Annotated in this window: 21 protein-coding genes; 12 read left to right on the top strand and 9 right to left on the bottom strand. The window is 58.2% G+C overall.

What is annotated here, in order from left to right; translation table 11 throughout:
• Window position 1: 1 nt before the first annotated feature.
• Both mlaE and CFB02_RS02725 read right to left on the bottom strand, forming a co-directional pair.
• Window positions 2–784: a lipid asymmetry maintenance ABC transporter permease subunit MlaE gene (gene mlaE / locus CFB02_RS02730; protein ID WP_088556773.1), complete on the bottom strand. Its 783-nt coding sequence runs from the start codon at window positions 782–784 to the stop codon at window positions 2–4.
• A complete protein-coding gene (locus CFB02_RS02725) occupies window positions 781–1,593 on the bottom strand; it encodes an ABC transporter ATP-binding protein (protein ID WP_088556772.1) in 813 nt (270 codons plus the stop codon). The genes mlaE and CFB02_RS02725 overlap by 4 nt, the downstream gene beginning before the upstream one ends.
• 188 nt (window positions 1,594–1,781) lie before the next feature.
• Between CFB02_RS02725 and CFB02_RS02720 the strand changes: the two genes are divergently transcribed.
• The 12 genes from CFB02_RS02720 to yjgA all read left to right on the top strand — a co-directional run bounded on the left by CFB02_RS02720 (window position 1,782) and on the right by yjgA (window position 10,964).
• Window positions 1,782–2,762, top strand: coding sequence for a KpsF/GutQ family sugar-phosphate isomerase (locus CFB02_RS02720; protein WP_088556771.1), 981 nt, complete (start codon window positions 1,782–1,784; stop codon window positions 2,760–2,762).
• Window positions 2,763–2,785: 23 nt separating this feature from the next.
• Entirely contained in the window at window positions 2,786–3,334 is a 549-nt protein-coding gene (locus CFB02_RS02715) for a KdsC family phosphatase (protein WP_227519300.1), read from the top strand.
• Window positions 3,331–3,915: an LPS export ABC transporter periplasmic protein LptC gene (lptC, locus tag CFB02_RS02710; protein WP_088556769.1), complete on the top strand. Its 585-nt coding sequence runs from the start codon at window positions 3,331–3,333 to the stop codon at window positions 3,913–3,915. Before CFB02_RS02715 ends, lptC begins: the two co-directional genes overlap by 4 nt.
• Window positions 3,899–4,465, top strand: coding sequence for a lipopolysaccharide transport periplasmic protein LptA (gene lptA, locus CFB02_RS02705; protein ID WP_088556768.1), 567 nt, complete (start codon window positions 3,899–3,901; stop codon window positions 4,463–4,465). Before lptC ends, lptA begins: the two co-directional genes overlap by 17 nt.
• Window positions 4,443–5,168, top strand: a complete 726-nt coding sequence (gene lptB / locus CFB02_RS02700; protein ID WP_014577739.1) for an LPS export ABC transporter ATP-binding protein — start codon at window positions 4,443–4,445, stop codon at window positions 5,166–5,168. The genes lptA and lptB overlap by 23 nt, the downstream gene beginning before the upstream one ends.
• Before the next feature lie 151 nt (window positions 5,169–5,319).
• Window positions 5,320–6,846, top strand: a complete 1,527-nt coding sequence (locus CFB02_RS02695) for an RNA polymerase factor sigma-54 (protein ID WP_172835794.1) — start codon at window positions 5,320–5,322, stop codon at window positions 6,844–6,846.
• A gap of 100 nt (window positions 6,847–6,946) precedes the next feature.
• Window positions 6,947–7,255 (top strand): ribosome hibernation promoting factor, encoded by a 309-nt coding sequence (hpf, locus tag CFB02_RS02690; protein WP_014577741.1) that lies wholly within the window; start codon window positions 6,947–6,949, stop codon window positions 7,253–7,255.
• An 87-nt stretch (window positions 7,256–7,342) separates the two neighbouring features.
• Window positions 7,343–7,813, top strand: coding sequence for a PTS IIA-like nitrogen regulatory protein PtsN (gene ptsN / locus CFB02_RS02685; RefSeq protein WP_014577742.1), 471 nt, complete (start codon window positions 7,343–7,345; stop codon window positions 7,811–7,813).
• Between the two features lie 28 nt (window positions 7,814–7,841).
• Window positions 7,842–8,726 carry an RNase adapter RapZ gene (rapZ, locus tag CFB02_RS02680; protein ID WP_088556767.1) on the top strand — a complete coding sequence of 295 codons (885 nt, stop codon included), beginning with the start codon at window positions 7,842–7,844 and terminating at the stop codon, window positions 8,724–8,726.
• Window positions 8,727–8,733: 7 nt separating this feature from the next.
• A complete protein-coding gene (locus CFB02_RS02675) occupies window positions 8,734–9,003 on the top strand; it encodes an HPr family phosphocarrier protein (RefSeq protein WP_008170151.1) in 270 nt (89 codons plus the stop codon).
• A gap of 9 nt (window positions 9,004–9,012) precedes the next feature.
• On the top strand, window positions 9,013–10,374 hold the full coding sequence (gene mgtE / locus CFB02_RS02670; RefSeq protein WP_088556766.1) for a magnesium transporter: 1,362 nt from the start codon (window positions 9,013–9,015) through the stop codon (window positions 10,372–10,374).
• A 62-nt stretch (window positions 10,375–10,436) separates the two neighbouring features.
• Window positions 10,437–10,964: a ribosome biogenesis factor YjgA gene (yjgA, locus tag CFB02_RS02665; protein ID WP_088556765.1), complete on the top strand. Its 528-nt coding sequence runs from the start codon at window positions 10,437–10,439 to the stop codon at window positions 10,962–10,964.
• Between the two features lie 69 nt (window positions 10,965–11,033).
• Here the strand turns inward: yjgA and CFB02_RS02660 are convergent, their stop codons facing one another.
• Genes CFB02_RS02660 through CFB02_RS02630 form a run of 7 tightly spaced genes read right to left on the bottom strand, consistent with a single transcriptional unit; the run spans window position 11,034 to window position 20,234 of the window.
• The gene (locus tag CFB02_RS02660; RefSeq protein WP_088556764.1) at window positions 11,034–11,879 is read right to left on the bottom strand and encodes a carbon-nitrogen hydrolase family protein; all 846 of its coding nucleotides are present in this window, start codon (window positions 11,877–11,879) and stop codon (window positions 11,034–11,036) included.
• A gap of 30 nt (window positions 11,880–11,909) precedes the next feature.
• Window positions 11,910–15,665 carry a YhdP family protein gene (locus CFB02_RS02655; protein WP_088556763.1) on the bottom strand — a complete coding sequence of 1,252 codons (3,756 nt, stop codon included), beginning with the start codon at window positions 15,663–15,665 and terminating at the stop codon, window positions 11,910–11,912.
• 40 nt (window positions 15,666–15,705) lie between these two features.
• Window positions 15,706–17,187, bottom strand: coding sequence for a ribonuclease G (gene rng, locus CFB02_RS02650; RefSeq protein WP_014577748.1), 1,482 nt, complete (start codon window positions 17,185–17,187; stop codon window positions 15,706–15,708).
• Window positions 17,184–17,789 carry a Maf family protein gene (locus tag CFB02_RS02645; RefSeq protein WP_088556762.1) on the bottom strand — a complete coding sequence of 202 codons (606 nt, stop codon included), beginning with the start codon at window positions 17,787–17,789 and terminating at the stop codon, window positions 17,184–17,186. Before CFB02_RS02645 ends, rng begins: the two co-directional genes overlap by 4 nt.
• A 2-nt stretch (window positions 17,790–17,791) precedes the next feature.
• Window positions 17,792–18,268, bottom strand: a complete 477-nt coding sequence (mreD, locus tag CFB02_RS02640) for a rod shape-determining protein MreD (RefSeq protein ID WP_088556761.1) — start codon at window positions 18,266–18,268, stop codon at window positions 17,792–17,794.
• The gene (gene mreC / locus CFB02_RS02635; protein WP_088556760.1) at window positions 18,268–19,164 is read right to left on the bottom strand and encodes a rod shape-determining protein MreC; all 897 of its coding nucleotides are present in this window, start codon (window positions 19,162–19,164) and stop codon (window positions 18,268–18,270) included. Before mreC ends, mreD begins: the two co-directional genes overlap by 1 nt.
• 29 nt (window positions 19,165–19,193) lie before the next feature.
• Window positions 19,194–20,234 carry a rod shape-determining protein gene (locus CFB02_RS02630; protein ID WP_008170134.1) on the bottom strand — a complete coding sequence of 347 codons (1,041 nt, stop codon included), beginning with the start codon at window positions 20,232–20,234 and terminating at the stop codon, window positions 19,194–19,196.
• Between the last annotated feature and the right edge of the window lie 221 nt (window positions 20,235–20,455).

Here is a 20,455-nt window from a genome sequence, read left to right as displayed (position 1 = left end):
TTCAGAAATCGCCAAACATGACAGCGGTCAGCACAAAATCCAGCCCCAGCACCGCAAGCGATGAGTACACCACTGTCTTGGTGGTCGCCGAACTGATACCTGCTGATGTCGGCACACAATCATAGCCCTGGAAGACCGCAATCCAGGCGCAGACAAAGCCAAAAACAACGCTTTTGATGACGCCGTTCAGGACATCATCCACAAAATCCACCGACGACTGCATGTTGCCCCAGAACGAGCCTTCGAATACGCCCAGCCAGTCCACACCCACTAGCATACCGCCCCAGATGCCGACTACCGAGAAAATCACCGCCAGTACCGGCATGGCAATAAACCCGGCCCAGAGGCGAGGCGCAATGACACGTCGCAGCGGGTCCACACCCATCATTTCCATACTGGACAGCTGCTCAGTTGCTTTCATCAAGCCAATCTCTGCCGTCAGAGCCGAACCCGCGCGGCCCGCAAACAGCAATGCGGTCACAACCGGACCAAGCTCACGTACCAGGGTAAGCGCAATCATCTGGCCGATTGCCGCTTCCGAGCCGTAGTCGCTAAGAATAGTGTACCCCTGAAGCCCCAGCACCATGCCGATAAACAGGCCCGACACCACAATAATGACCAGAGAAAGCACGCCAACGGCGTAAAGCTGCTTCAGCAGAAGCGGGAAGCCGGTTGCCGGCCGGGGAACACCGCCCAAAACACCCGCCAGAAAGCGACCGGAACGGCCGAATGACGAGACGATATCCAGCCCGAGGCGCCCGAATGCCGCTATTCTGTCTATCAAGACGCACCTCCCGATAGGCCGAAATCCCTGGCAGCGCCTTCGGCCGGATAATGGAACGGCACCGGGCCATCCGGCTGCCCCTGCAGGAATTGCTGAACCTTCCCGGAAGGATGCGCTCGCAGCTCCTCCGGTGTGCCCTCACCGATTACCTTGCCATCAGAAATAATGCAGGCGTAATGGCATATGCTCAGGGATTCGGGTACATCGTGGGAGACCAGCACACTGGTAAGTCCCATGGAACTGTTCAGATCCCGTATCAGCTTGACCAGCACGCCCATGGCAATCGGATCTTGGCCGGCAAAGGGTTCGTCGTACATGATCAGTTCGGGATCCAGGGCAATACTACGGGCCAGTGCAACCCGGCGGGTCATCCCCCCGGACAATTCCGAAGGCATCAGCTGGCGGGCGCCGCGCAGGCCAACAGCTTCCAGCTTCATCAGAACAATGTCGCGGATCATGTCTTCCGGCAACTTTGTATGCACGCGGAGCGGAAAGGCAACGTTCTCGAAGACATTCAGGTCGGTAAACAGCGCCCCACTCTGAAAAAGCATGCCCATCCGTTCGCGAAGACTGTAAAGAGCCTTGCGTTTGAGCTTTGGCACCTCGTGGCCGTCCACCACGACGCTGCCGGAATCTGGCTTGAGCTGACCACCGATAAGACGCAGCAGCGTGGTTTTACCGGTTCCGCTGGGCCCCATAATGGCAGTAATTTTGCCGCGGGGAATATCCAGACTGACACCGTCGAAGATACGGCGCCCTGAACGGGAGAACACGACATCCTTGAGCGATATGTAAGCCGGTGAATCCATAGTCCCTACCTTTCAAAGAGGCGCTACATTATGCCATGGAGCGCCGGAGCTCAATCCAAAGAGCGCAAAATGTACTGATAGCAATGATCAGTTTGACTGAACTTCCTGTAACCGGGCATCGTTGCCGGGGGAAAATGGTATACTCTGCCCAACATTTTCAATGTCCCGATAGCCAGGCCCTTAGCCCGATGACCGAACAGACTGCCCACGATTTCCGATCTTCTGCCATCCGCGCCATTCGCATCGAGCGTGACGCCATTGATGCACTTGAAAGCCGGATCGACGACCAGTTCACCCGTGCCTGCGAAGTCATCATGAACTGCAAGGGCCGTGTTGTCGTGACCGGCATGGGAAAATCCGGCCACATAGGCAACAAGATAGCGGCCACCCTTGCCAGCACCGGTACACCGTCGTTTTTCGTGCACCCCGGAGAAGCAAGCCACGGCGACATGGGGATGATCACACCGCAGGACGTTGTCATCGCCATTTCCAACAGTGGCAACACCAGCGAAGTAGTCACGATTCTGCCCCTGATCAAACGTATGGGCGCCCCGTTGATCAGCATGACTGGCAATGCCGCGTCCACCCTGGCCCGGGAAGCCGTGGCCAACCTGGACGTCAGCGTCATGGTGGAAGCCTGCCCCCTGGGCCTGGCGCCCACCTCCTCAACAACGGCCACCCTGGTCATGGGGGATGCGCTGGCAGTGGCACTGCTTGAGGCCCGCGGCTTCAGTGCCGAGGATTTTGCGTTCTCCCACCCCGGAGGCAGCCTCGGCCGCCGGCTGCTGCTTCGGGTTTCCGACATCATGCATACAGGCGATCAGATTCCCGTTGTTAATGAGGGAACACCCCTGAGCGGCGCTCTCCTTGAAATCTCCCGCAAGGGTCTGGGTATGACCACCGTCGTAAACGGGGAAGGCACGCTTACAGGGATATTTACGGACGGTGACCTGCGCCGGACTCTGGACCGGTCGGTTGATATTCATCATACGCCCATCAATGAAGTGATGACGCGGAATGGTAAAACCATCCAGGCTGATCATCTGGCGGCGGAAGCGCTGAATATCATGGAGGAAATGAAGATCAATGCCCTGCCCGTGACGAACGATAGCGGTGCTCTGATCGGCGCCATCAACATGCACGACCTGCTGCGGGCCGGCGTCATCTGATGGGCCATGAGGAGTTTTTCAACATGAAGCATCAATGGCCTGAGCCACTGCTGGAAAAAGCCGCCAAAATCCGACTGATCGCACTGGATGTAGACGGCATCATGAGCGATGGCAAGCTTTACTTCAGCGCCAACGGTGATGAACTCAAGGCGTTCAACATTCTGGACGGCCTGGGACTCAAACAACTCATGGCAGCCGGCATTACTGTGGCTGTTATTACCGGTCGGAAGTCACCCCTGACCGAAAAGCGCATGCGGGATCTGGGCATCCCCCATCTCATGCAGGGGCGTGAGGACAAGAAAGTGGCCCTGCAGGAACTGGTCAGCACCATGGATCTCAGCCCTGATGCCATCGCCTATATGGGTGATGACCTGCCAGACCTGCCTGCGCTCCGGTTTGCCGGGCTCGGAATCACCGTGCCCAATGGTTACTGGCTGGTGCAGCAACATGCCGATTACTGCACCCGAACCCGGGGTGGCGAGGGCGCGGTTCGGGAAGCGTGCGACTTGCTGCTGACTGCCCATGGTAAGCTGGATGCTGCGCTTGCACCCTACCTGGAGCTCGAGGCGTGAGCTGGCTCCCGGACCGGCCCTGGCTGCGAACACTGGCGCTGGCTGGCACCGTGGTGGCCGCGGTCTTTTTGCTCTGGCAAAGCGATGAACCGCCGGTCATTGATGATGAGGCAGCCGCACTGCGGGGCGATGCCGAACCGGACGGCTTCGTGGTCAATGGCAATTACACGTCATTCGACGAGTCGGGCAAGCTGAAAATCCGGTTCTCCAGCCCCCGCATTGAACAGTTTGAAGAAGGTAACCTGGCCACCATGGAGTCTCCCCGTGCCGAACTGTATGGCGGCGACAATGTTCTGCCCTGGATTGTTGAAGCCGAGAATGGCAGTCTGCTCCAGAACCAGAACCTGGTCTATCTCACTGACAATGTACGGATTCAGCGCAGTATTGGTGAACGGAACGCCACTCTGACAACATCAACACTGACGCTGGATAATGACCGGGGCATGGTATATACCGACGCACCCGTAGAAATACGCGACGTTACCGGAGTTACCCGGGCCACGGGCATGAAAGCGTGGATTGACGAGCGGATTCTGGAACTGAACTCCCAGGTGGAAGGACGCTATGAAACCGGAAACTAACCGATACCGGAGCCTGCTGGCCGCCCTGCTGACAGTCGCAATGGCTGGCCCGGTGGCGGCTTTCGACCTTGATTCCGACATCCCGATCAAGGTTACCGCCGACAACGCCCGCCTGGACGATGGCCAGGGCATTGCCACTTACACCGGCGATGTGGAGCTTGAACAGGGCAACACCCGCCTGAACGCGGAGCGTGTGGTCCTGTACCGTACAGAAGACGGCCTGAGCCGCATCGAAGCTTCCGGAACCCCCGCAAGGTACAGGCAGCCGGCACGCGAAGGTGAAGGTGAAACCGACGCCCGCGCCCTGAATATTACCTGGTCTGCCACCGACAGCCAGCTGACCTTTGAACGGGAAGCGGTGATTGAGCAGAATGGCAACCTGTTCCGCGGCGACGTGATTCACTATGATACCGCTGGCCGCGTTGTAACCGCAGAAGGCGGCGCCGAGACCGGCGAAGGCACTGGCCGGGTAGAAATGGTGATCCAGCCGCGCAGCGCCGACAGACGCACTGACAAACAGGAAACCGATGGCAGTTCTGAGAGCCAGTAACCTGGCAAAGAGTTACAAGCAGAAAAAAGTGGTTATCGATGTATCCCTGGAAATCCGAAGCGGGGAAATTGTCGGACTGCTAGGCCCCAACGGCGCCGGGAAAACCACCTGTTTCTACATGATCGTGGGGCTGGTACCTGCCGATCACGGGCGGATCACCATCGACAGCCGGGATATTACGCCGCTGCCGATGCACGGTCGGGCCCGTCAGGGCATCGGCTACCTGCCACAGGAAGCCTCGGTTTTCCGCAAGCTGTCTGTGCGCGACAACATTATGGCGATCCTCGAGACGCGGCAAGGCCTGAGCAAGGCAGACCGGCAGAAAAAGCTCGAGGAGCTGCTGGAGGAATTCCACATCACCCATATCCGGGACAGCGTTGGTATGGCCCTGTCCGGTGGTGAGCGGCGACGGGTGGAAATTGCCCGGGCCCTGGCCATGGAGCCGGCTTTCATCCTGCTGGATGAGCCCTTCGCCGGTGTTGACCCTATATCCGTCAGCGACATCAAACACATTATCCGGCATCTGCGGGACAAAGGGATTGGCGTGCTGATCACCGACCATAACGTGCGCGAGACTCTCGATATCTGCGAGAACGCGTACATTGTTTCCGGCGGGCACATCATCGCCTCCGGCAATGCCGATGCGATCCTGGCAAATCAACAGGTCAAGGAAGTCTACCTCGGGGACGAATTCAGGCTGTGACAGTGAATGGCTCATTGTTTTGATGATCTGTTGCAAGTAAACTCGGCAAAGAACTTGCTAGGGTAAAGAAAAACCGCGGCAAGTAACCGGCATATAAAGATTTTTTCAAGACCTATGACACAAAGCGCTGATGAGTGACGGATCCTGAACCATGGTTATGAAAGCCTCCTTACAGTTAAAGCTGGGTCAGAGCCTGACCATGACACCCCAGCTGCAACAGGCGATCCGACTTCTCCAGCTCTCTACCCTCGACCTCCAACAGGAAATCCAGCAGGCATTGGAATCCAACCCCATGCTGGAGACATCCGAGGACGACGATCAGACCGACACGGCCACCGAGAGCGACGAGCGCGAGGCCAACGCGGCCGAGTCTGCTGCGGAGACCACGCCAGAACCGTCCAGCGACTGGGACGAATCCGAAAACGGTCCGGACTGGGCGTCGGAAAACGAGATTCCGGATAACATTCCGGACGACCTGCCGGTCGACACGGCCTGGGATGACATTTACCAGTCCGCCCCCGCCCCGGCAGCCCGCAACGACGACGAAAACGATCACGATTTCGAGACCCGCAACTCGCCCACCGAGACCCTTCAGGATCACCTGGAATGGCAGCTCAACCTGACTCCCCTGAGTGAGCGGGACCAGGCCATTGCCCACGCCCTGATGGACGCCGTGGACGAGCGGGGCTATCTCACCAGCCCTCTGGAAGAAATCCACGCCGGGCTGCTGGACGAGAACGAAGAAGACCCCCTTGAACTGGATGAAGTGGAAGCCGTCCTGCATCGCCTCCAGCACTTCGATCCCCCTGGCGTGTTTGCCCGGGATTTGCAGGAATGCCTGCTGATACAGCTTAACCAGCTGCCGCCGGACACACCCTGGCTAGCCCAGGCACGCCTGGTGATCACCCACTACATCAACCTGCTGGGCAACCGGGACTACGCCCAGCTGTTGCGTCGCAGCCGCCTGAAAGAAGATCAACTCAGGGAAGTCCTTGCGTTGATTACAGGCCTCAATCCGCGCCCGGGCGACGTGATTGATCGCGCCGAGCCCGACTACGTGATTCCGGACGTCATCGTTCGCAAACACAATGGCCGCTGGCGTGTTGAGCTGAATCCGGAAATTGCACCGCGCATCCGGGTGAATGCCAGCTATGCTTCACTTATAAGGCGCGCAGACAGCAGTGCAGACAACACCTACCTCCGCGATCAGTTGCAGGAGGCCAAGTGGTTTATCAAAAGCCTGCAGAGCCGCAATGAGACCCTGCTGAAAGTGGCGACCCGTATTGTCGAGCACCAGCAGGGTTTCCTGGATTACGGCGAGGAAGCAATGAAGCCGTTGATTCTCTCGGACATTGCCCAGGCGGTGGAAATGCATGAATCAACGATTTCACGGGTAACCACCCAGAAATACATGCATACCCCCCGGGGTATTTTCGAACTGAAATATTTCTTCTCCAGCCATGTCAGCACTGATGAGGGCGGAGAATGCTCTTCCACGGCCATACGCGCGATGATCAAGAAGCTGATTGCCGCCGAAACACCCAAAAAGCCGTTGAGCGACAGTAAAATTGCAGCCATGCTAGGGGAACAGGGTATCAAGGTTGCGCGACGCACCGTTGCCAAGTACCGGGAGGCCATGCACATTCCGCCGTCCAACGAACGCAAGCGGCTGGTCTGAATACCCCGGGACGGGACGCAACACCGTATTCGCCGGCGCACAATGCGCCAGCACCCAGACCGGCTCCCGGGAGCCGGCATGATGACAACAGGAGACGCCTATGCAACTCAACATTTCAGGCCATCACGTAGAACTGACTCCCGCACTGAAGGATTACGTTTCAGAGAAGTTCGAGAAGCTCGAGCGTCACTTTGACCACATCAGTAACTGCCAGGTGACCCTGGAAGTGGAAAAGGTGCGCCAGATTGCGGAAGCCACATTGCACGTGGTAGGTGGTGAGATTCACGCAAAGGCAGAAAACGAGGATATGTACGCGGCCATTGATGCCCTTATCGACAAGCTCGACCGTCAGATCCTCAAGCACAAGGAAAAGAATGTAGAACGGATGCACGGAAACGGCTCTCGCTAACGCGCTGTTTTCATGCACTTCATCTAATCGAGCTGCGACATGAGTAACGTGTCGCAGCCTTTTTTTTAACGGAAATGCAGTCGATCCATGAGCGACACATCCCTGACCATAGACAACATTCTTGCTCCGGAGCTCACCCTCTGCAGGGTAGCTGCGTCCAGCAAGAAACGGGCCCTGGAGTTTATTGCCGAGCAAATAAACCATCAGGACAACACGCTCAGCGAGACCCAGCTCTTCAACAACCTGATTTCCCGTGAGCGCCTGGGCAGCACCGGCATTGGCCAGGGAATTGCCATTCCCCACTGCCGCCTGGAAGGACTGGATCACGTGGTGGGTGTGCTGATGACGCTTGAAGAAAGCGTGGAGTTCGATGCTATCGACAATCAGCCAGTCGATCTGATCTTTGCCCTGATTGTGCCAAAAGAGGCGACGAGCGAGCACCTTGAGCTGCTGAGCCAACTGGCGGAGAAGTTCAACGAGCGGTCGTTCTGCGATCGCCTCCGGCAATGCGAGGACGCCAGCACGCTGTACCAGCGCATGACCGCCTCGGGCGGCTGATATTCACTGCAGTGGAGGTAAGGTGGTCATGAAGCTGATTATCGTCAGTGGCAGGTCCGGTTCGGGCAAGAGTACCGCACTTCATGTGCTGGAGGACCTCGGGTTTTATTGCATCGACAATCTTCCTATTGGCCTGCTCTTTCCACTCACACGGGAAGCCGCCAGCCAGACCAGGCCTGGTCGACTGGGCAAGATGGCCGTCAGTATCGATGCGCGGAACCTTTCCGGGGAGCTGGCCAATTTCGAGGAGATCTACCGGCGCCTCCAGGAAACCGGGGTTACCGTTGAAATCATCTTCCTGGACGCCGACGAGCAGTCGCTTCTGCAGCGTTTTCACGCCACCCGCAGAAAACATCCGTTGAGTGACGACAGGACTTCGCTCCGGGAAGCCATTACCAGCGAGAAGAAACTGCTGGAGCCCCTCTCCAAGCTTTCCGATCTTTACGTAAATACCACCGGCATGTCCATGTACGAGCTGCGGGACATGATCAAGCAGCGTGTGGTCGGTCGAAAAGATCAGGAACTGGCTCTCCTGTTTCAGTCATTCGGCTTCAAACACGGCGTGCCGCTGGATTCCGACTACGTTTTCGATGTCCGCTGCCTGCCCAACCCCTACTGGGATACCAGCCTCCGCAAGTATGTCGGTACTGATCAGCCGGTTATCGAGTTTCTGGAAAAAGAACCGGCAAGCCGGAAGATGATCGAGGACCTGAAATCATTTCTGGATACCTGGCTGCCCTCTTTTGCAGACAGCAACCGCAGCTACATGACCATTTCCATTGGATGTACCGGCGGCCAGCACCGGTCGGTGTATGTGTGCGAGCAGTTGGGCGAGTACTTCCGGCAACGGTACAGCAATGTGCAAGTGCGGCACACCGAGCTGCCACACCTGCAGACCCGGGAAGAGATCTGATCGAGCCATGATTCGCCGCCCCATTACCATTATCAACAAACTTGGCCTGCATGCGCGCGCCACTGCGAAGCTCGTCAACACGGCATCCGAATACGACAGCAGCGTGCGTATCAGTGGCAAAGGCCGGGATGTGGATGCGAAGAACATCATGCAGGTGATGATGCTGGCCGCCAGCAAAGGAACCGATGTGGAGCTCATTGCCGACGGACCGGACGAGGAACAGGCCATCGAAGCATTGGTGGAACTGATTAACGACTATTTCGGTGAGGGTGAGTAAACTAGAGCCATGACCGATATTCTGGAAAAAAGCCAGGCCCGCCAACGCCTTCGCTCCCTGAGCGAAGCGCTGGACAGTGGCGCACTGAAGCAGGTTGCCCGCATCCTGAACGGTGGCCTGAGCCCCAGTGATATTGCTCACCTGCTTGAATCCTCGCCGCCCCGACAGCGTGCCCTGCTGTGGAACCTGGTGGACAAAGACCTCGAAGGCGAGGTTCTCCAGTATCTCAGTGACGATATCCGAGGTTACTTCCTGAGCCAGCTTAATGCTCAGGAACTGGCGGATATCATTGAGGATTTCGAATCAGACGACCTGGCCGACCTGCTGCAGCAGCTGCCGGATACGGTCATCCGGGAAGTCCTGGAGACCATGGACGAGCAGGACCGCCAGCGGGTGGAGGAAGTTCTCTCCTATCCGGAGGACACCGCCGGCGGTCTGATGAACACCGACACCATTACGGTGCGCCCGGACATCAGCATAGACGTCGTACTTCGTTACCTTCGGCGGCACCGCAGCCTGCCACCCATGACGGATAGCCTGATCGTGGTGAGCCGGCGGGATGATTTCATTGGCATGCTGCCAATTACCAAAATGCTGGTCTCCAACCCCGCCTCCACCGTGCGGGAAGTCATGGATACCGACATCGAGCCTATTCCTGTAAGCCTTTCAGACACCAAGGTAGCGACACTGTTTGAACGCTACGACCTGATCTCGGCGCCGGTGGTGAATGAGGAAGGCCGACTACTAGGGCGCATAACAATCGATGACGTGGTTGACGTTATTCGGGAGGATGCGGATCACTCCCTGATGAGCATGGCGGGCCTGGATGAAGACGAGGACACCTTCGCACCGGTCTGGAAGACATCGCGCCGCCGTGCCATCTGGCTGGGGATCAACCTGATCACCGCCCTGATCGCATCGGGTGTGATCGGATTATTCGAGGAGACTATCGCCAAGGTCGTGGCCCTGGCGGTACTAATGCCCATCGTCGCAAGCATGGGCGGCATTGCGGGCAGCCAGACCCTCACCCTCGTCATCCGCGGCATGGCTGTGGGGCAGATCAGTGGTGCCAACGTCCGCTGGTTGCTGAACCGGGAGTTCCTCTCGGGCATCATGAACGGAATACTCTGGGCCGCCGTTGTTGCCGGTGCCGCCATGCTCTGGTTCCAGGATGTGATGATCGGCGCGATCATTGCTGCCGCTCTGGTGATCAATCTTGTCGCCGCTGCACTGGTTGGTACGGTTCTGCCACTGTTTCTCAAATCTCGCAATATTGACCCGGCCCTGGCAGGCAGCGTGATTCTCACGACTGTGACCGATGTGGTCGGGTTCATGGCCTTTCTTGGCCTCGCGACGATTTTCTACGCCTGATGGGCGAACACGGGGTCAGATGAAAGCGTTCATCTGACCCCAACTTTACGGCTACTGGATTTATGAAAGACCATCAAGACAACGACGCGCCGGAATACGACGGCCCGAGCAAATCCCAGCTGAAACGGGAAATGCACGCCCTACAGGATCTTGGCAAGAAAATGCTGGAACTGAGCAACGACCAGCTGGAAACACTGCCGATCAGCGAGACTCTTCGAGCTGCCATCGAAGAATCAAGGCGTATCCGCCAGAACGAGGCCAAACGACGGCACCTGCAGTACATCGGCAAAGTGATCCGCCAGGAGGACGATCCGGAGGCCCTGGCAAAAGCCATCGACGCCTTCGATGCCGGTAGTGAGGAACACACCCGCAGACATCACCTGGCGGAACGCTGGCGGGACCGGATGATTGCCGAAGGCGACTCTGTTGTTGGCGAATTCTTCAGCTACTGCCCCAGTGCCGATATGCAGCACCTGCGCAACCTTGCCCGCAACGCCCGCAAGGATGTGGAGAAGCAGAAGAACACCGGGCAGGCCCGAAAACTCTTCCGCTACCTTCGGGAATGCATCGACGACGCTGAAGCAATGTGAATTCGGGGTCAGATGAACTTGGGGTCAGAAGAACTTTTCTTCTGACCCCAAGTTCATCTGACCCCACCTTTAGCCTTTGAGCCGACGGTGTTCCCACACCGGCATCCGGGTGCGCAGGTTGACTACCTGATCGCCGTCCAGTTCGGCGGTGACCAGGCCCGGGCCTTCCCCCATTTCCGTCACGATCCGCCCCCAGGGATCACAGATCAGGCTGTGGCCATAGGTGCGACGGCGCTCGCTGTTCTGGCCACCCTGGCCAGGTGCCACTAACCATACCTGGTTCTCGATCGCGCGCGCCCGGATCAGGGGGTACCAGTGGGCATCACCGGTCTGCCAGGTGAAAGCGCTCGGGAGGCAAATCCAGTCCACCTCCTGCTCACGCAGCAGCCTGAACAGCTCTGGAAAGCGAAGATCGTAGCAGATCGCCAACCCCAGCTTGCCCGCGGGCGTATCCACGGTCACTATCTGTTCGCCGGGCTCGAAGGTGTCCGATTCACGGTATTGACCATGGGCATCTTCCACCATGGCATCAAACAGGTGAATCTTGTCGTAACGGGCAACCTCCTTACCCTGGTCATCAAAGACAATGCAGGTTGCCCTGACCCGATCCTCCAGATCTGAGCCGTCCGGTCGTTTGGCCACTGGCATCGATCCGCCAACGATCCAGAGCCTCAGTTTCCGGGCCTGTTCGGCCAGGAAGGTTCTTATGACAGGCTCGGCCCCCGCTTCCTGGCGACCACGATCAATCATCTGACTGGTGGCCAGAACCGCAAAATTCTCGGGCAGTACGGCGACCGAGGCGCCCTGCTCGGCAGCCCGGGCCAGCAGCTGTTCCGCTTCGCGCAGATTGGCGTCGATGTCATGACCGCTGACCATCTGGATGGCTGCGACCCGGTTGGAAACACGCTTGTTCATGACTGCCTCCGATATTGCCAAACAGAAAAGTTATTCGCCGGTGTCAAAAACCCGTTGCAGATTCACTTCCGGCTCGTCCCATGTGCCGGTCACACTGTAGGTTGCGCTTGTCAGCCTGCTCAAAGGATCGCCCAGAATCTTGTCCAGCACAAACAAGGCGCCGCCGATCGGCGCACCGGCACCCATGAGCAGCGCCGCCAATGGCAGATTCTGAGTCAGAGGCAACACAACCACAAGCCGCATATCCAGCTCCTCGCTGGCCATATTGGTCGTACCACTGAGTTTGAAGGCGCCGGATGGGCCCACTATCTGCAGTTCCGGATCCATGGTCAGCAAGCCATTGATTATCTGCGCCTTGCCCGAGATCGCGTCAAAAGCCACCCCCCGTTCATACAGGTCGGAAAAATCGAGCTTCAACCGGCGCCACAGGGTGTCAGAGTTCAGCAGATTGAACACCCGGAACAGTTGGGCCGTGTTGTTTCGCTCCAGGATCACACCCTCATCCAGCCTGAGACTGACCGAGCCACTGAGCTCCGGTATGGAAAGCTCATCCGGACGGCCGGGCCAGTCCAGATCCAGCTCTATATTGGTCCCCTCGTTGGTGACCGGCATTTCAGTGTCGAGGAGCTCGTTCAGATCCGCGAGCGCACCCCCGCTGATGGACCCTGTAAACCGGCTGGTTTCCCGGTCTCCGACGATGCTCCAGCTCATGTCGCCCAGCAGTGTCAGGGAATTCAGGCGCCCCTCGATGTCATTTACCTGCAACCGGAAGGGTTCAGGGCGGAGCTGGAAGGCCCACTGTCCCAAAGATTCGTCGTTCAGTTGCAGTTCCGCAATCGAAACGTCGATATCCGGCCAGTTTCCCATATCCAGCGCGCGGAACGCCTCAAGCTGCTCTTCCAAGGTCAATAACTCCGGCGAATCCTCAGGGGGTGTCTCACTGCGTACGAGCCGTAACACCTGAAAATCGGCCTTCACCGTGTCGCCATTTTGCGGAATTGTCAGTCGGCCTTCGGCGCGTTGCGAGCTGGTGGTCACCACCCACCGGTCACCAAGATCGAGGGCATTGATATCAATATCGTTCAACACCTGCGGGCCAATGTGCAGGCGGCCAAGACGCAAATCAAACCCGGTCTCTTTCCATAACAAATCGAACGTTGCGCGGTTTTCCCAGTCGCCCGTAATACCAAGACCACCGGCGGCCGAGGGATTGATGGTTGCCCGCAGCGGTGCTGCCTCATCCGCCGTTTTTGACAGTGGCTCTGGCCAGTCAACCGACAGCCCCTCAAGAGTGGACCGCACGCGGATGCCCGACGTTGAACCCGCCCCCACGTCCAGGTCCGCGGTATACGTAACATTGCCCTGTAAACCAAAACCCGAACTGGTCCCAAGTCCCGCCTGCTCAAACACCCCTGGCACCGGTAGCGTTCCCGACTGCCGGATGGTAAGGGCATTGCCCGCCCGGGATTTGCTGAAGGCAATGGTTACCGGTTCATCGAAGAATTCGGCAGTCAGAGGACCACCGGAGAAGCCGTTTTCGCTGTGGTAGGTCAGTTCACCCTGAACCGACCGCCAGGCTAACCCTGCCGAGGGGTAGGAGACGGAGCCTTCCTGAGCGGCAATCTTTGCCTCAACCACGGGGTGCTGCTCCGACCCCAATGGCAAGTCGATACCAAGATCCAGCTGATACTCACCACCATATTCAAGCTTCTGGGCCTCTGTGCCTGCCATACCACCCAGGGGGCTGTTTTCCATCCAGAACCCGACCGATTCGCCGGGCACCCGAGCCGAGGTATCCACCCTGATCCGTGTGCCTTGATCGGAGGGCACCACGCGAACCGTCCCGGGATCGAGATCCAGCCCCCCGGTCTGACCTGCTTCGAGTCGGACCAGCGTGTCGCCATTGTGAACCCTGACACTGCCCCGGGCACCCGTGACCTCCGGCCAGGCGTCATCGTAGCGGACAGATGCCTGATCGAATTCATAGATCATTGAGGTAACGAAGGAGCCCCGGGGCGCCCCAGAACCTATCTGGCCATGGCCAAAAAACGTCCCTGAGGTAATATCGGCCTCGAGAATGGCGGTCGTAAGCCAATCATACAACCCGGGGTTTACCGCCTTTGCCGGAACAAAATCTGCCAGCATGTCGGCGTTGCCGTTTTTCACCGACACTTTCAGCCCCAGATTGTCCTCTCCCTCTCGATCCATCCTGAGATCAAAAGCACCGTCCAGTTCGGTGGCCTCGCCGTAACGCATCCGGACGCCATCCGAAAACACACGGGTAATAGCGCCATCCAGCAGCCAGGCCACTTCGCCCTCAAGTACGGGGAATGACCAGGCGCCCCCGAAAAGCTGGGGAAAATCCAGAGAAACGGGCGACTCGCCGGCGGCAACCCGGACAAAGCCTCGTTGCCGGTCCAGAGCGATGTCTCCGTTTACAGAGGTGACGCCCGGCGCGCCGCCGTGGGCCCGGACACTGACGTCACGCAACCGACCGGAAAGCTGAAAGTCTTCCGGGAAGCCCTCGGGGAAGAAGATTCTCAACTGATCCAGAAAGCCACCGGGCCGATAGTCCTGGAGGGCCCGGAGTGCACGATCCGGCAATAACGGAAGCCGCGCAGCGAGGCGACGTGTGGGCGCAAGTGGAAGGGCGTCGGCAATGACGGACATGCCTCCCTCCGAGGGCGCCAGCCTCAGACTGAAAGGTGAAACCACATCGCCGTCCCAGGTCCACTGGAGCTGCTTCAGATGCCACTCGCCAAGGGCAAAGGCCCCGGATTCGACCACAGTCTCGTCGGTCATCACCGTATCGTGGCGACGCCAGCCAAATCGCGCGCGGATGTCTTCCAGTGGCGCCAGGGATTGAGAGCCAACACCCAACTGCAGATAGGGGGTCCGCACCGTACCGGTCACCTGTTGCAGCAAACCGTTGCGGAACGTAAGCCAGGCTTCACCGCCAAGATCGAAGCCTTCCACCCGGAGGGATCGCCACTGGTACTCGTCAACCAGTCCGTCGAACAGGCGGCCGGAATCGACGCCAAGGTACAACTGGCCGGTAAAGTCGCCCCGGAAAAAATGCTGGCCCACGAGGGCAAAAGTGGCCAGCTGCTGGGTGGTACCAGACTGCATGGCACGGCCGGATGCGTGGAACAATCCACGGCGGTAGTCGAGATCAAGCTGGGGGATATCCAGATGGCGAAGGTTGCCCTGGTTATCCCGGATACTAAGATTGACGCGGGTAATCTTGACGTAAGGATCAGAGAGCCAGTCACCGGCAAGCTCCAGCCACACCTGCAACTGATTGCTGACCGGTTCCGGTATTTCTGCGCCTCTCACCGCAACATCACCGCCGCGCTCCTGATTCACGGTCAGCTCCAGACCGTCTGCCTGGAAGTCCTCAAAAACAATCCTCAGACGCATCAGCGAGGCCAGTGCAGCAAAGCGGATATTCAGATGCTGGAGGTTGGCAACGACAATTCGGGTGTCAGGGTGAGTGACCTGAATGTCGCTGGCCGTAAAGGCGGGGTCTAGCCAGTACCACTGGGATGAAAGGCCACCGATGCTGACATCATGGCCCAGTCGGTCTGACAGCTCACGAGCCAGATCATCGCGAAAGCTGTCCACGTTCTGGGTCAGCTGGCGGCCAAGACCGGCGTATAGGGCCAGCAGCACCAGAAGTGTCAGCAGCATCCACCAGATCAGGCTGGCGAGCCGCGCCAAAAGCCGAACCGGAGGGCTCTCGGGCAGGTTCTCCGGAAGCGGCGGTTCGTGGTCAGCGGAGGACATTCAGACCCCTTAAACCGGTAACCGGCGCAGTTTCCCGGCATCAGAGCAGAACAACATCATACTGCTCCTGGCTGTAGAAGGGCTCCACCTGGAAGCGAATGGTCTTGCTGATGAAGGTTTCAAGATCGGCCACGTTATCGGATTCCTCATCCAGCAGGCGATCCACGACGCTCTGGGAGGCCATCACCAGATAGCTCTCAGCATCATAGGCTCGATTTACCCGGAGAATTTCCCTGAAAACCTCATAGCAAACGGTCTCGGTGGTTTTCAGAAAACCCCGTCCATCACAGATGGGGCAAGGTTCGCAGAGCACCTGACCAAGGCTCTCGGTGGTACGTTTGCGGGTCATTTCCACCAGACCCAACTCGGAGACGCCAGTGATCTTCGTCTTGGCGTGGTCCCGCTCCAGCATCTTCTCCAGCATCCGGTGGACCTGGCGCTGGTGCTCGGGGTCTTCCATGTCGATAAAATCGATGATGATAATGCCGCCCAGGTTTCGCAGACGCAGTTGACGACTGATGGCCCGAGCCGCTTCCAGGTTGGTCTTGAAGATGGTTTCTTCCAGATTCCGGTGCCCGACGAACGCCCCGGTATTGATATCAATCGTGGTCATGGCTTCGGTCTGGTCGATAATCACATAACCACCGGACTTGAGCTGGACCTTTCGGCTCAGGGCCTTCTGGATTTCGTCCTCGACCGAGTAAAGGTCGAAAATGGGACGCTCGCCCGGGTAGTACTCGACCTTGTCAGCAAATTCCGTAACGAACTCCTCGACAAACTCCATCACCCGCTGATGACTCTCGCGGCTGTCGATACGCACCTTTTCGGTCTGGGGCCGGATCAGGTCACGGATGGTTCGAATGAACAACGGCAGATCCTGATACACAACCGCCGGCGCCTGAACCCGGGCAATGCGCTCGTGTATGGACTGGCTTAACCGGTGCAGGTAAGCCATGTCGCCAATCAGATCCTCGGGTGACGCCGCTTCCGCGGCCGTCCGGATGATATAGCCGCCTTGAACATCCTGATCCTCGGCGGCAGCCTCCTCAACGAGGGTTTTCAGGCGGGCCCGCTCGGTGTCGTCCTCAATTCGCTGCGAAATACCAACGTGGCTGACGCCTGGCATAAACACCAGATACCGCGACGGAATTGAAAGCTGGGTGGTCAGGCGGGCTCCCTTGGTGCCGATCGGATCCTTGGTAACCTGGACGACCAGTGACTGCCCTTCGCGAAGCAGGCTTCGAATATCGGGAACGGTTTTCGGAGTATCGGCGGGCTCATCGCCATTGGACTGACTCGGAACCACATCGGACGCATGGATGAATGCAGCCCGTTCCAGACCAATATCGACGAACGCCGCTTCCATGCCCGGCAGAACGCGCACCACCTTGCCCTTGTAAATGTTGCCGACTATGCCTTTCCTGCTGGTGCGCTCTATGTAGGCTTCCTGCAGCATGCCGTTTTCAACCAGGGCCACCCTCGTTTCCACCGGGGTGACGTTGATCAGAATCTCTTCGCTCATAATGTTTGGCTCTCCAGACTGCGCGGCCAGTTTTTCCAGACCGGGTAACCGGCACCAGCCAGCAATGCGGCGGTTTCCTGCAGCGGCAGACCAACCACGGCACTGTAGCTACCCCGGAGCTCATTAACAAAAATACCACCAAGGCCCTGAATTCCATAACTCCCGGCCTTGTCCATGGGTTCGCCGCTGGCCACGTAGGCGTCGATCTCTGCGGTAGAAAGCTGCCTGAAACAAACCTCGGTGATGACCAGAACAGACTGGCATTGCCCTTCTGAGGCCAACGCCACGGCAGTCAAGACTTGATGGGTGGCGCCGGAGAGGCGGGCCAGTGTTTCCCGGGCTTCGGTGAAGTCTGACGGCTTACCGAGTATCTCGCCATCGAGCACCACGGAGGTATCCGACCCAAGTACCAGGCACTCCGGCGAGGACCCAGCCACAACCAGCGCCTTCTCCCGGGCCAAACGTTCCACATAGTGTTCCGGGATTTCATCGGGCTCCGGTGTTTCGTCGATGTCCGCCGGACGAACCGAAAAATTCAGGCCGATTTGCTGCAACAGCTCCGCCCGGCGCGGCGAAGCCGAGGCGAGAATGATTGATGGCATGGCTAACCCAGTTTGCGGTTAATGTTGTCCAGCAGGATACAGAATATCGGCCATACCAGGGCGCTGGTCAGGGCCGGCCAGAGGTAGCTGAAGCCAGCATCATCAGCCCCCAGCAATTGCTTTACGAAATGCACCAACATCTGATTGATGCCCAACAAAAGGAACACCATCAGGCACTGCTGGGGCATTGGATACATGCGCAAACGCTGGTGGATAGTGAGCACCAGGAAAGCAATCAAGGCCATCGCCATGGCGTTCACGCCAAGAGGCGTGGCTTCCAGCACATCCAGAAGCGAGCCCAGACACCAGGCCAGCAGGATGCCGAACTGGGCCGGAGCCCGGAATGTCCAGTAGAAAACCACCAGCCCCAACCACTCCGGGCGGAACTCGAACCAGCCCACAGGAAACAGCGAAATACTGAACACCAGGGCAACGATCACGGAAAGCAAAAAGACCGGATAGCTGATTACGGACAACATCAGTCCTGCCCTCCCTGGCTGGCATCTTCGGCGACGTTGGCAGCGGATGCGCCCTCACCCTCGTCGGTTTCGATCGGCGTGGCATTTTCCGGAGGGAATACTACCAGCACCAAACGGCTCTGGTTCAGTTGCGCCTTGGGTGTGGCTTCAATGGAGACAAAAGGTTCGCCCGGCTCCTTGGATATTCGACTGACCTCCGCAACCGGGTAGCCCCTCGGAAAACGGCCACCAAGACCGGAACTGACGAGCAGGTCGCCCTCGCGAATATCCGCCGTATCCGGCACATGAACGAGATCCAGGGTATCCGTATCGCCGGTACCCAGCAGGATGGCGCGCAAACCGTTACGCACAACCTCCACCGGAACGGCGTGGCTGCTGTCGGAGACGAGCAAGACACGGGAGGTAATCTGGCTGCTCTGCACCACCTGCCCCATCAGACCATGAGCGTCCAGAATGGCCTGGCCTGGCGACAAGCCATCACTGCGACCCTTATTGATAATGATCTCGTGGGAAAAGGGATCCGGGGAGACACCGACCACCTCGCCAACGATGACGCGGTCATCCAACACTTCTGATGAGTTCATCAGGCGGCGCAGCTCGTTATTCTCGGAAGCAAGAGCGGCGTATTTCAGGGCGCGACGCTCGAGGATCAGCAAACGGGCCCGGAGATCTTCATTCTCTTGCTGAAGATCCTGTTTATTTTCAAACAGACCGGCGAACCAGTCGGAAAATTCGTAGGGCGCATTCCCCAGCCAGTACACGGGTGCCAGACCGGTTGCAATGGTACTTCGCACCGTTGAGAGCTTGTCGAAACGCGCATCGGCAACCACCAGGGCTGCCGATACGAGAAGAACAATGAGGAGTCTGAAGCCGGGAACAGGCCCCTGGACAAAGATGGTTTTAATGGCGAGCCCTCCCCACAGGATTATCCCTCCTGGGAGAACATTCCGATGCCACCGCGATCAATCACTTCCAGCGCCTTGCCGCCACCACGGGCCACACAGGTCAGCGGGTCTTCAGCGATAATCACCGGCAGGCCGGTTTCCTCGCTGATCAGTTTGTCCAGCCCGCGCAGCAGTGCGCCACCACCGGTCAGAACAATACCTCGCTCGGCAATGTCGGACGCCAGTTCGGGCGGAGACTGTTCCAGAGCACTCTTGACGGTCTGAACGATCTGCGCCAGGGATTCCTGCAGCGCGTCGAGAATTTCTTCGCTGTTGAGGGTGAACGCCCGGGGCACACCCTCGGCGAGGTTGCGACCGCGCACATCGATCTCACGGATTTCGAGGCCTTCGTAAGCGCAACCGATTTCGTGCTTGATACGCTCGGCGGTAGAATCACCGATCAGGCTGCCGTAGTTGCGACGCACATAGGTAACGATGGCTTCGTCGAATTTGTCACCGCCCACCCGGACCGACTCCGCATAGACGATGCCGTTCAGGGAAATAATAGCAATCTCGGTGGTACCACCACCAATGTCGACAATCATGGAGCCGCTGGCTTCTTCCACCGGCAGACCGGCGCCAATGGCGGCGGCCATGGGCTCTTCGATCAGGAAGACTTCCCTGGCGCCGGCACCAAGTGCGGACTCGCGAATGGCCTTGCGTTCTACCTGGGTAGACTTGCTGGGCACGCACACCAGTACTCTCGGGCTCGGGGTAATGAAGCTGTTCTCATGCACCTTATGAATAAAGTGCTGGAGCATTTTTTCGGTTACCACAAAATCTGCAATCACGCCGTCTTTCATCGGGCGGATGGCGGTGATGTTGCCCGGGGTACGGCCGAGCATGCGCTTGGCTTCAGCGCCAACAGCGGCAACCATTTTCTGGGAGTTGTTGGTGCGAATGGCCACTACCGAGGGCTCGTTCAGCACGATTCCGCGCTCACGCACGTAGATCAGGGTGTTGGCGGTGCCCAGGTCGATGGACAGATCGCTGGAGAAGATGCCTCGGAGTCTTTTTATCAACATTCGTGTAGTTTCAACCTGAGAGTTGCAGTCGCAAAGAAAAGATGCGGCAACTTTAGCAGTGAGCACCCCTGCAGGCAAGGCGCTAACGGGCCTCAAGCCTTACGGTTCACACATTTACCTTATGGGCTGGGGCCTCCCGCCATTGTTCGAATCTGTTACCATGTCGCTTTAATTTTTTGGCTTGGGTGGAGGGCCGCCCGAAGATTGCCTTTCAAAAC

The organism is Marinobacter sp. es.042, assembly GCF_900188315.1.
Lineage (GTDB): Bacteria > Pseudomonadota > Gammaproteobacteria > Pseudomonadales > Oleiphilaceae > Marinobacter.
This window is presented reverse-complemented; position numbering and strand designations above follow the sequence as displayed.

Bases quoted from the DNA above. Each gene is read 5' to 3' on its own strand.
- CFB02_RS02695 (WP_172835794.1), top strand. From the start codon at position 5,320: ATGGTTATGAAAGCCTCCTTACAGTTAAAGCTGGGTCAGAGCCTGACC.
- CFB02_RS02660 (WP_088556764.1), bottom strand. From the start codon at position 11,879: ATGAACAAGCGTGTTTCCAACCGGGTCGCAGCCATCCAGATGGTCAGC.
- CFB02_RS02720 (WP_088556771.1), top strand. From the start codon at position 1,782: ATGACCGAACAGACTGCCCACGATTTCCGATCTTCTGCCATCCGCGCC.
- mreD (WP_088556761.1), bottom strand. From the start codon at position 18,268: ATGTTGTCCGTAATCAGCTATCCGGTCTTTTTGCTTTCCGTGATCGTT.
- CFB02_RS02675 (WP_008170151.1), top strand. From the start codon at position 8,734: ATGATTCGCCGCCCCATTACCATTATCAACAAACTTGGCCTGCATGCG.
- CFB02_RS02715 (WP_227519300.1), top strand. From the start codon at position 2,786: ATGAAGCATCAATGGCCTGAGCCACTGCTGGAAAAAGCCGCCAAAATC.
- yjgA (WP_088556765.1), top strand. From the start codon at position 10,437: ATGAAAGACCATCAAGACAACGACGCGCCGGAATACGACGGCCCGAGC.
- mgtE (WP_088556766.1), top strand. From the start codon at position 9,013: ATGACCGATATTCTGGAAAAAAGCCAGGCCCGCCAACGCCTTCGCTCC.
- ptsN (WP_014577742.1), top strand. From the start codon at position 7,343: ATGAGCGACACATCCCTGACCATAGACAACATTCTTGCTCCGGAGCTC.
- CFB02_RS02655 (WP_088556763.1), bottom strand. From the start codon at position 15,665: ATGTCCTCCGCTGACCACGAACCGCCGCTTCCGGAGAACCTGCCCGAG.
- lptA (WP_088556768.1), top strand. From the start codon at position 3,899: ATGAAACCGGAAACTAACCGATACCGGAGCCTGCTGGCCGCCCTGCTG.
- hpf (WP_014577741.1), top strand. From the start codon at position 6,947: ATGCAACTCAACATTTCAGGCCATCACGTAGAACTGACTCCCGCACTG.
- rapZ (WP_088556767.1), top strand. From the start codon at position 7,842: ATGAAGCTGATTATCGTCAGTGGCAGGTCCGGTTCGGGCAAGAGTACC.
- CFB02_RS02645 (WP_088556762.1), bottom strand. From the start codon at position 17,789: ATGCCATCAATCATTCTCGCCTCGGCTTCGCCGCGCCGGGCGGAGCTG.
- rng (WP_014577748.1), bottom strand. From the start codon at position 17,187: ATGAGCGAAGAGATTCTGATCAACGTCACCCCGGTGGAAACGAGGGTG.
- lptB (WP_014577739.1), top strand. From the start codon at position 4,443: ATGGCAGTTCTGAGAGCCAGTAACCTGGCAAAGAGTTACAAGCAGAAA.
- CFB02_RS02725 (WP_088556772.1), bottom strand. From the start codon at position 1,593: ATGGATTCACCGGCTTACATATCGCTCAAGGATGTCGTGTTCTCCCGT.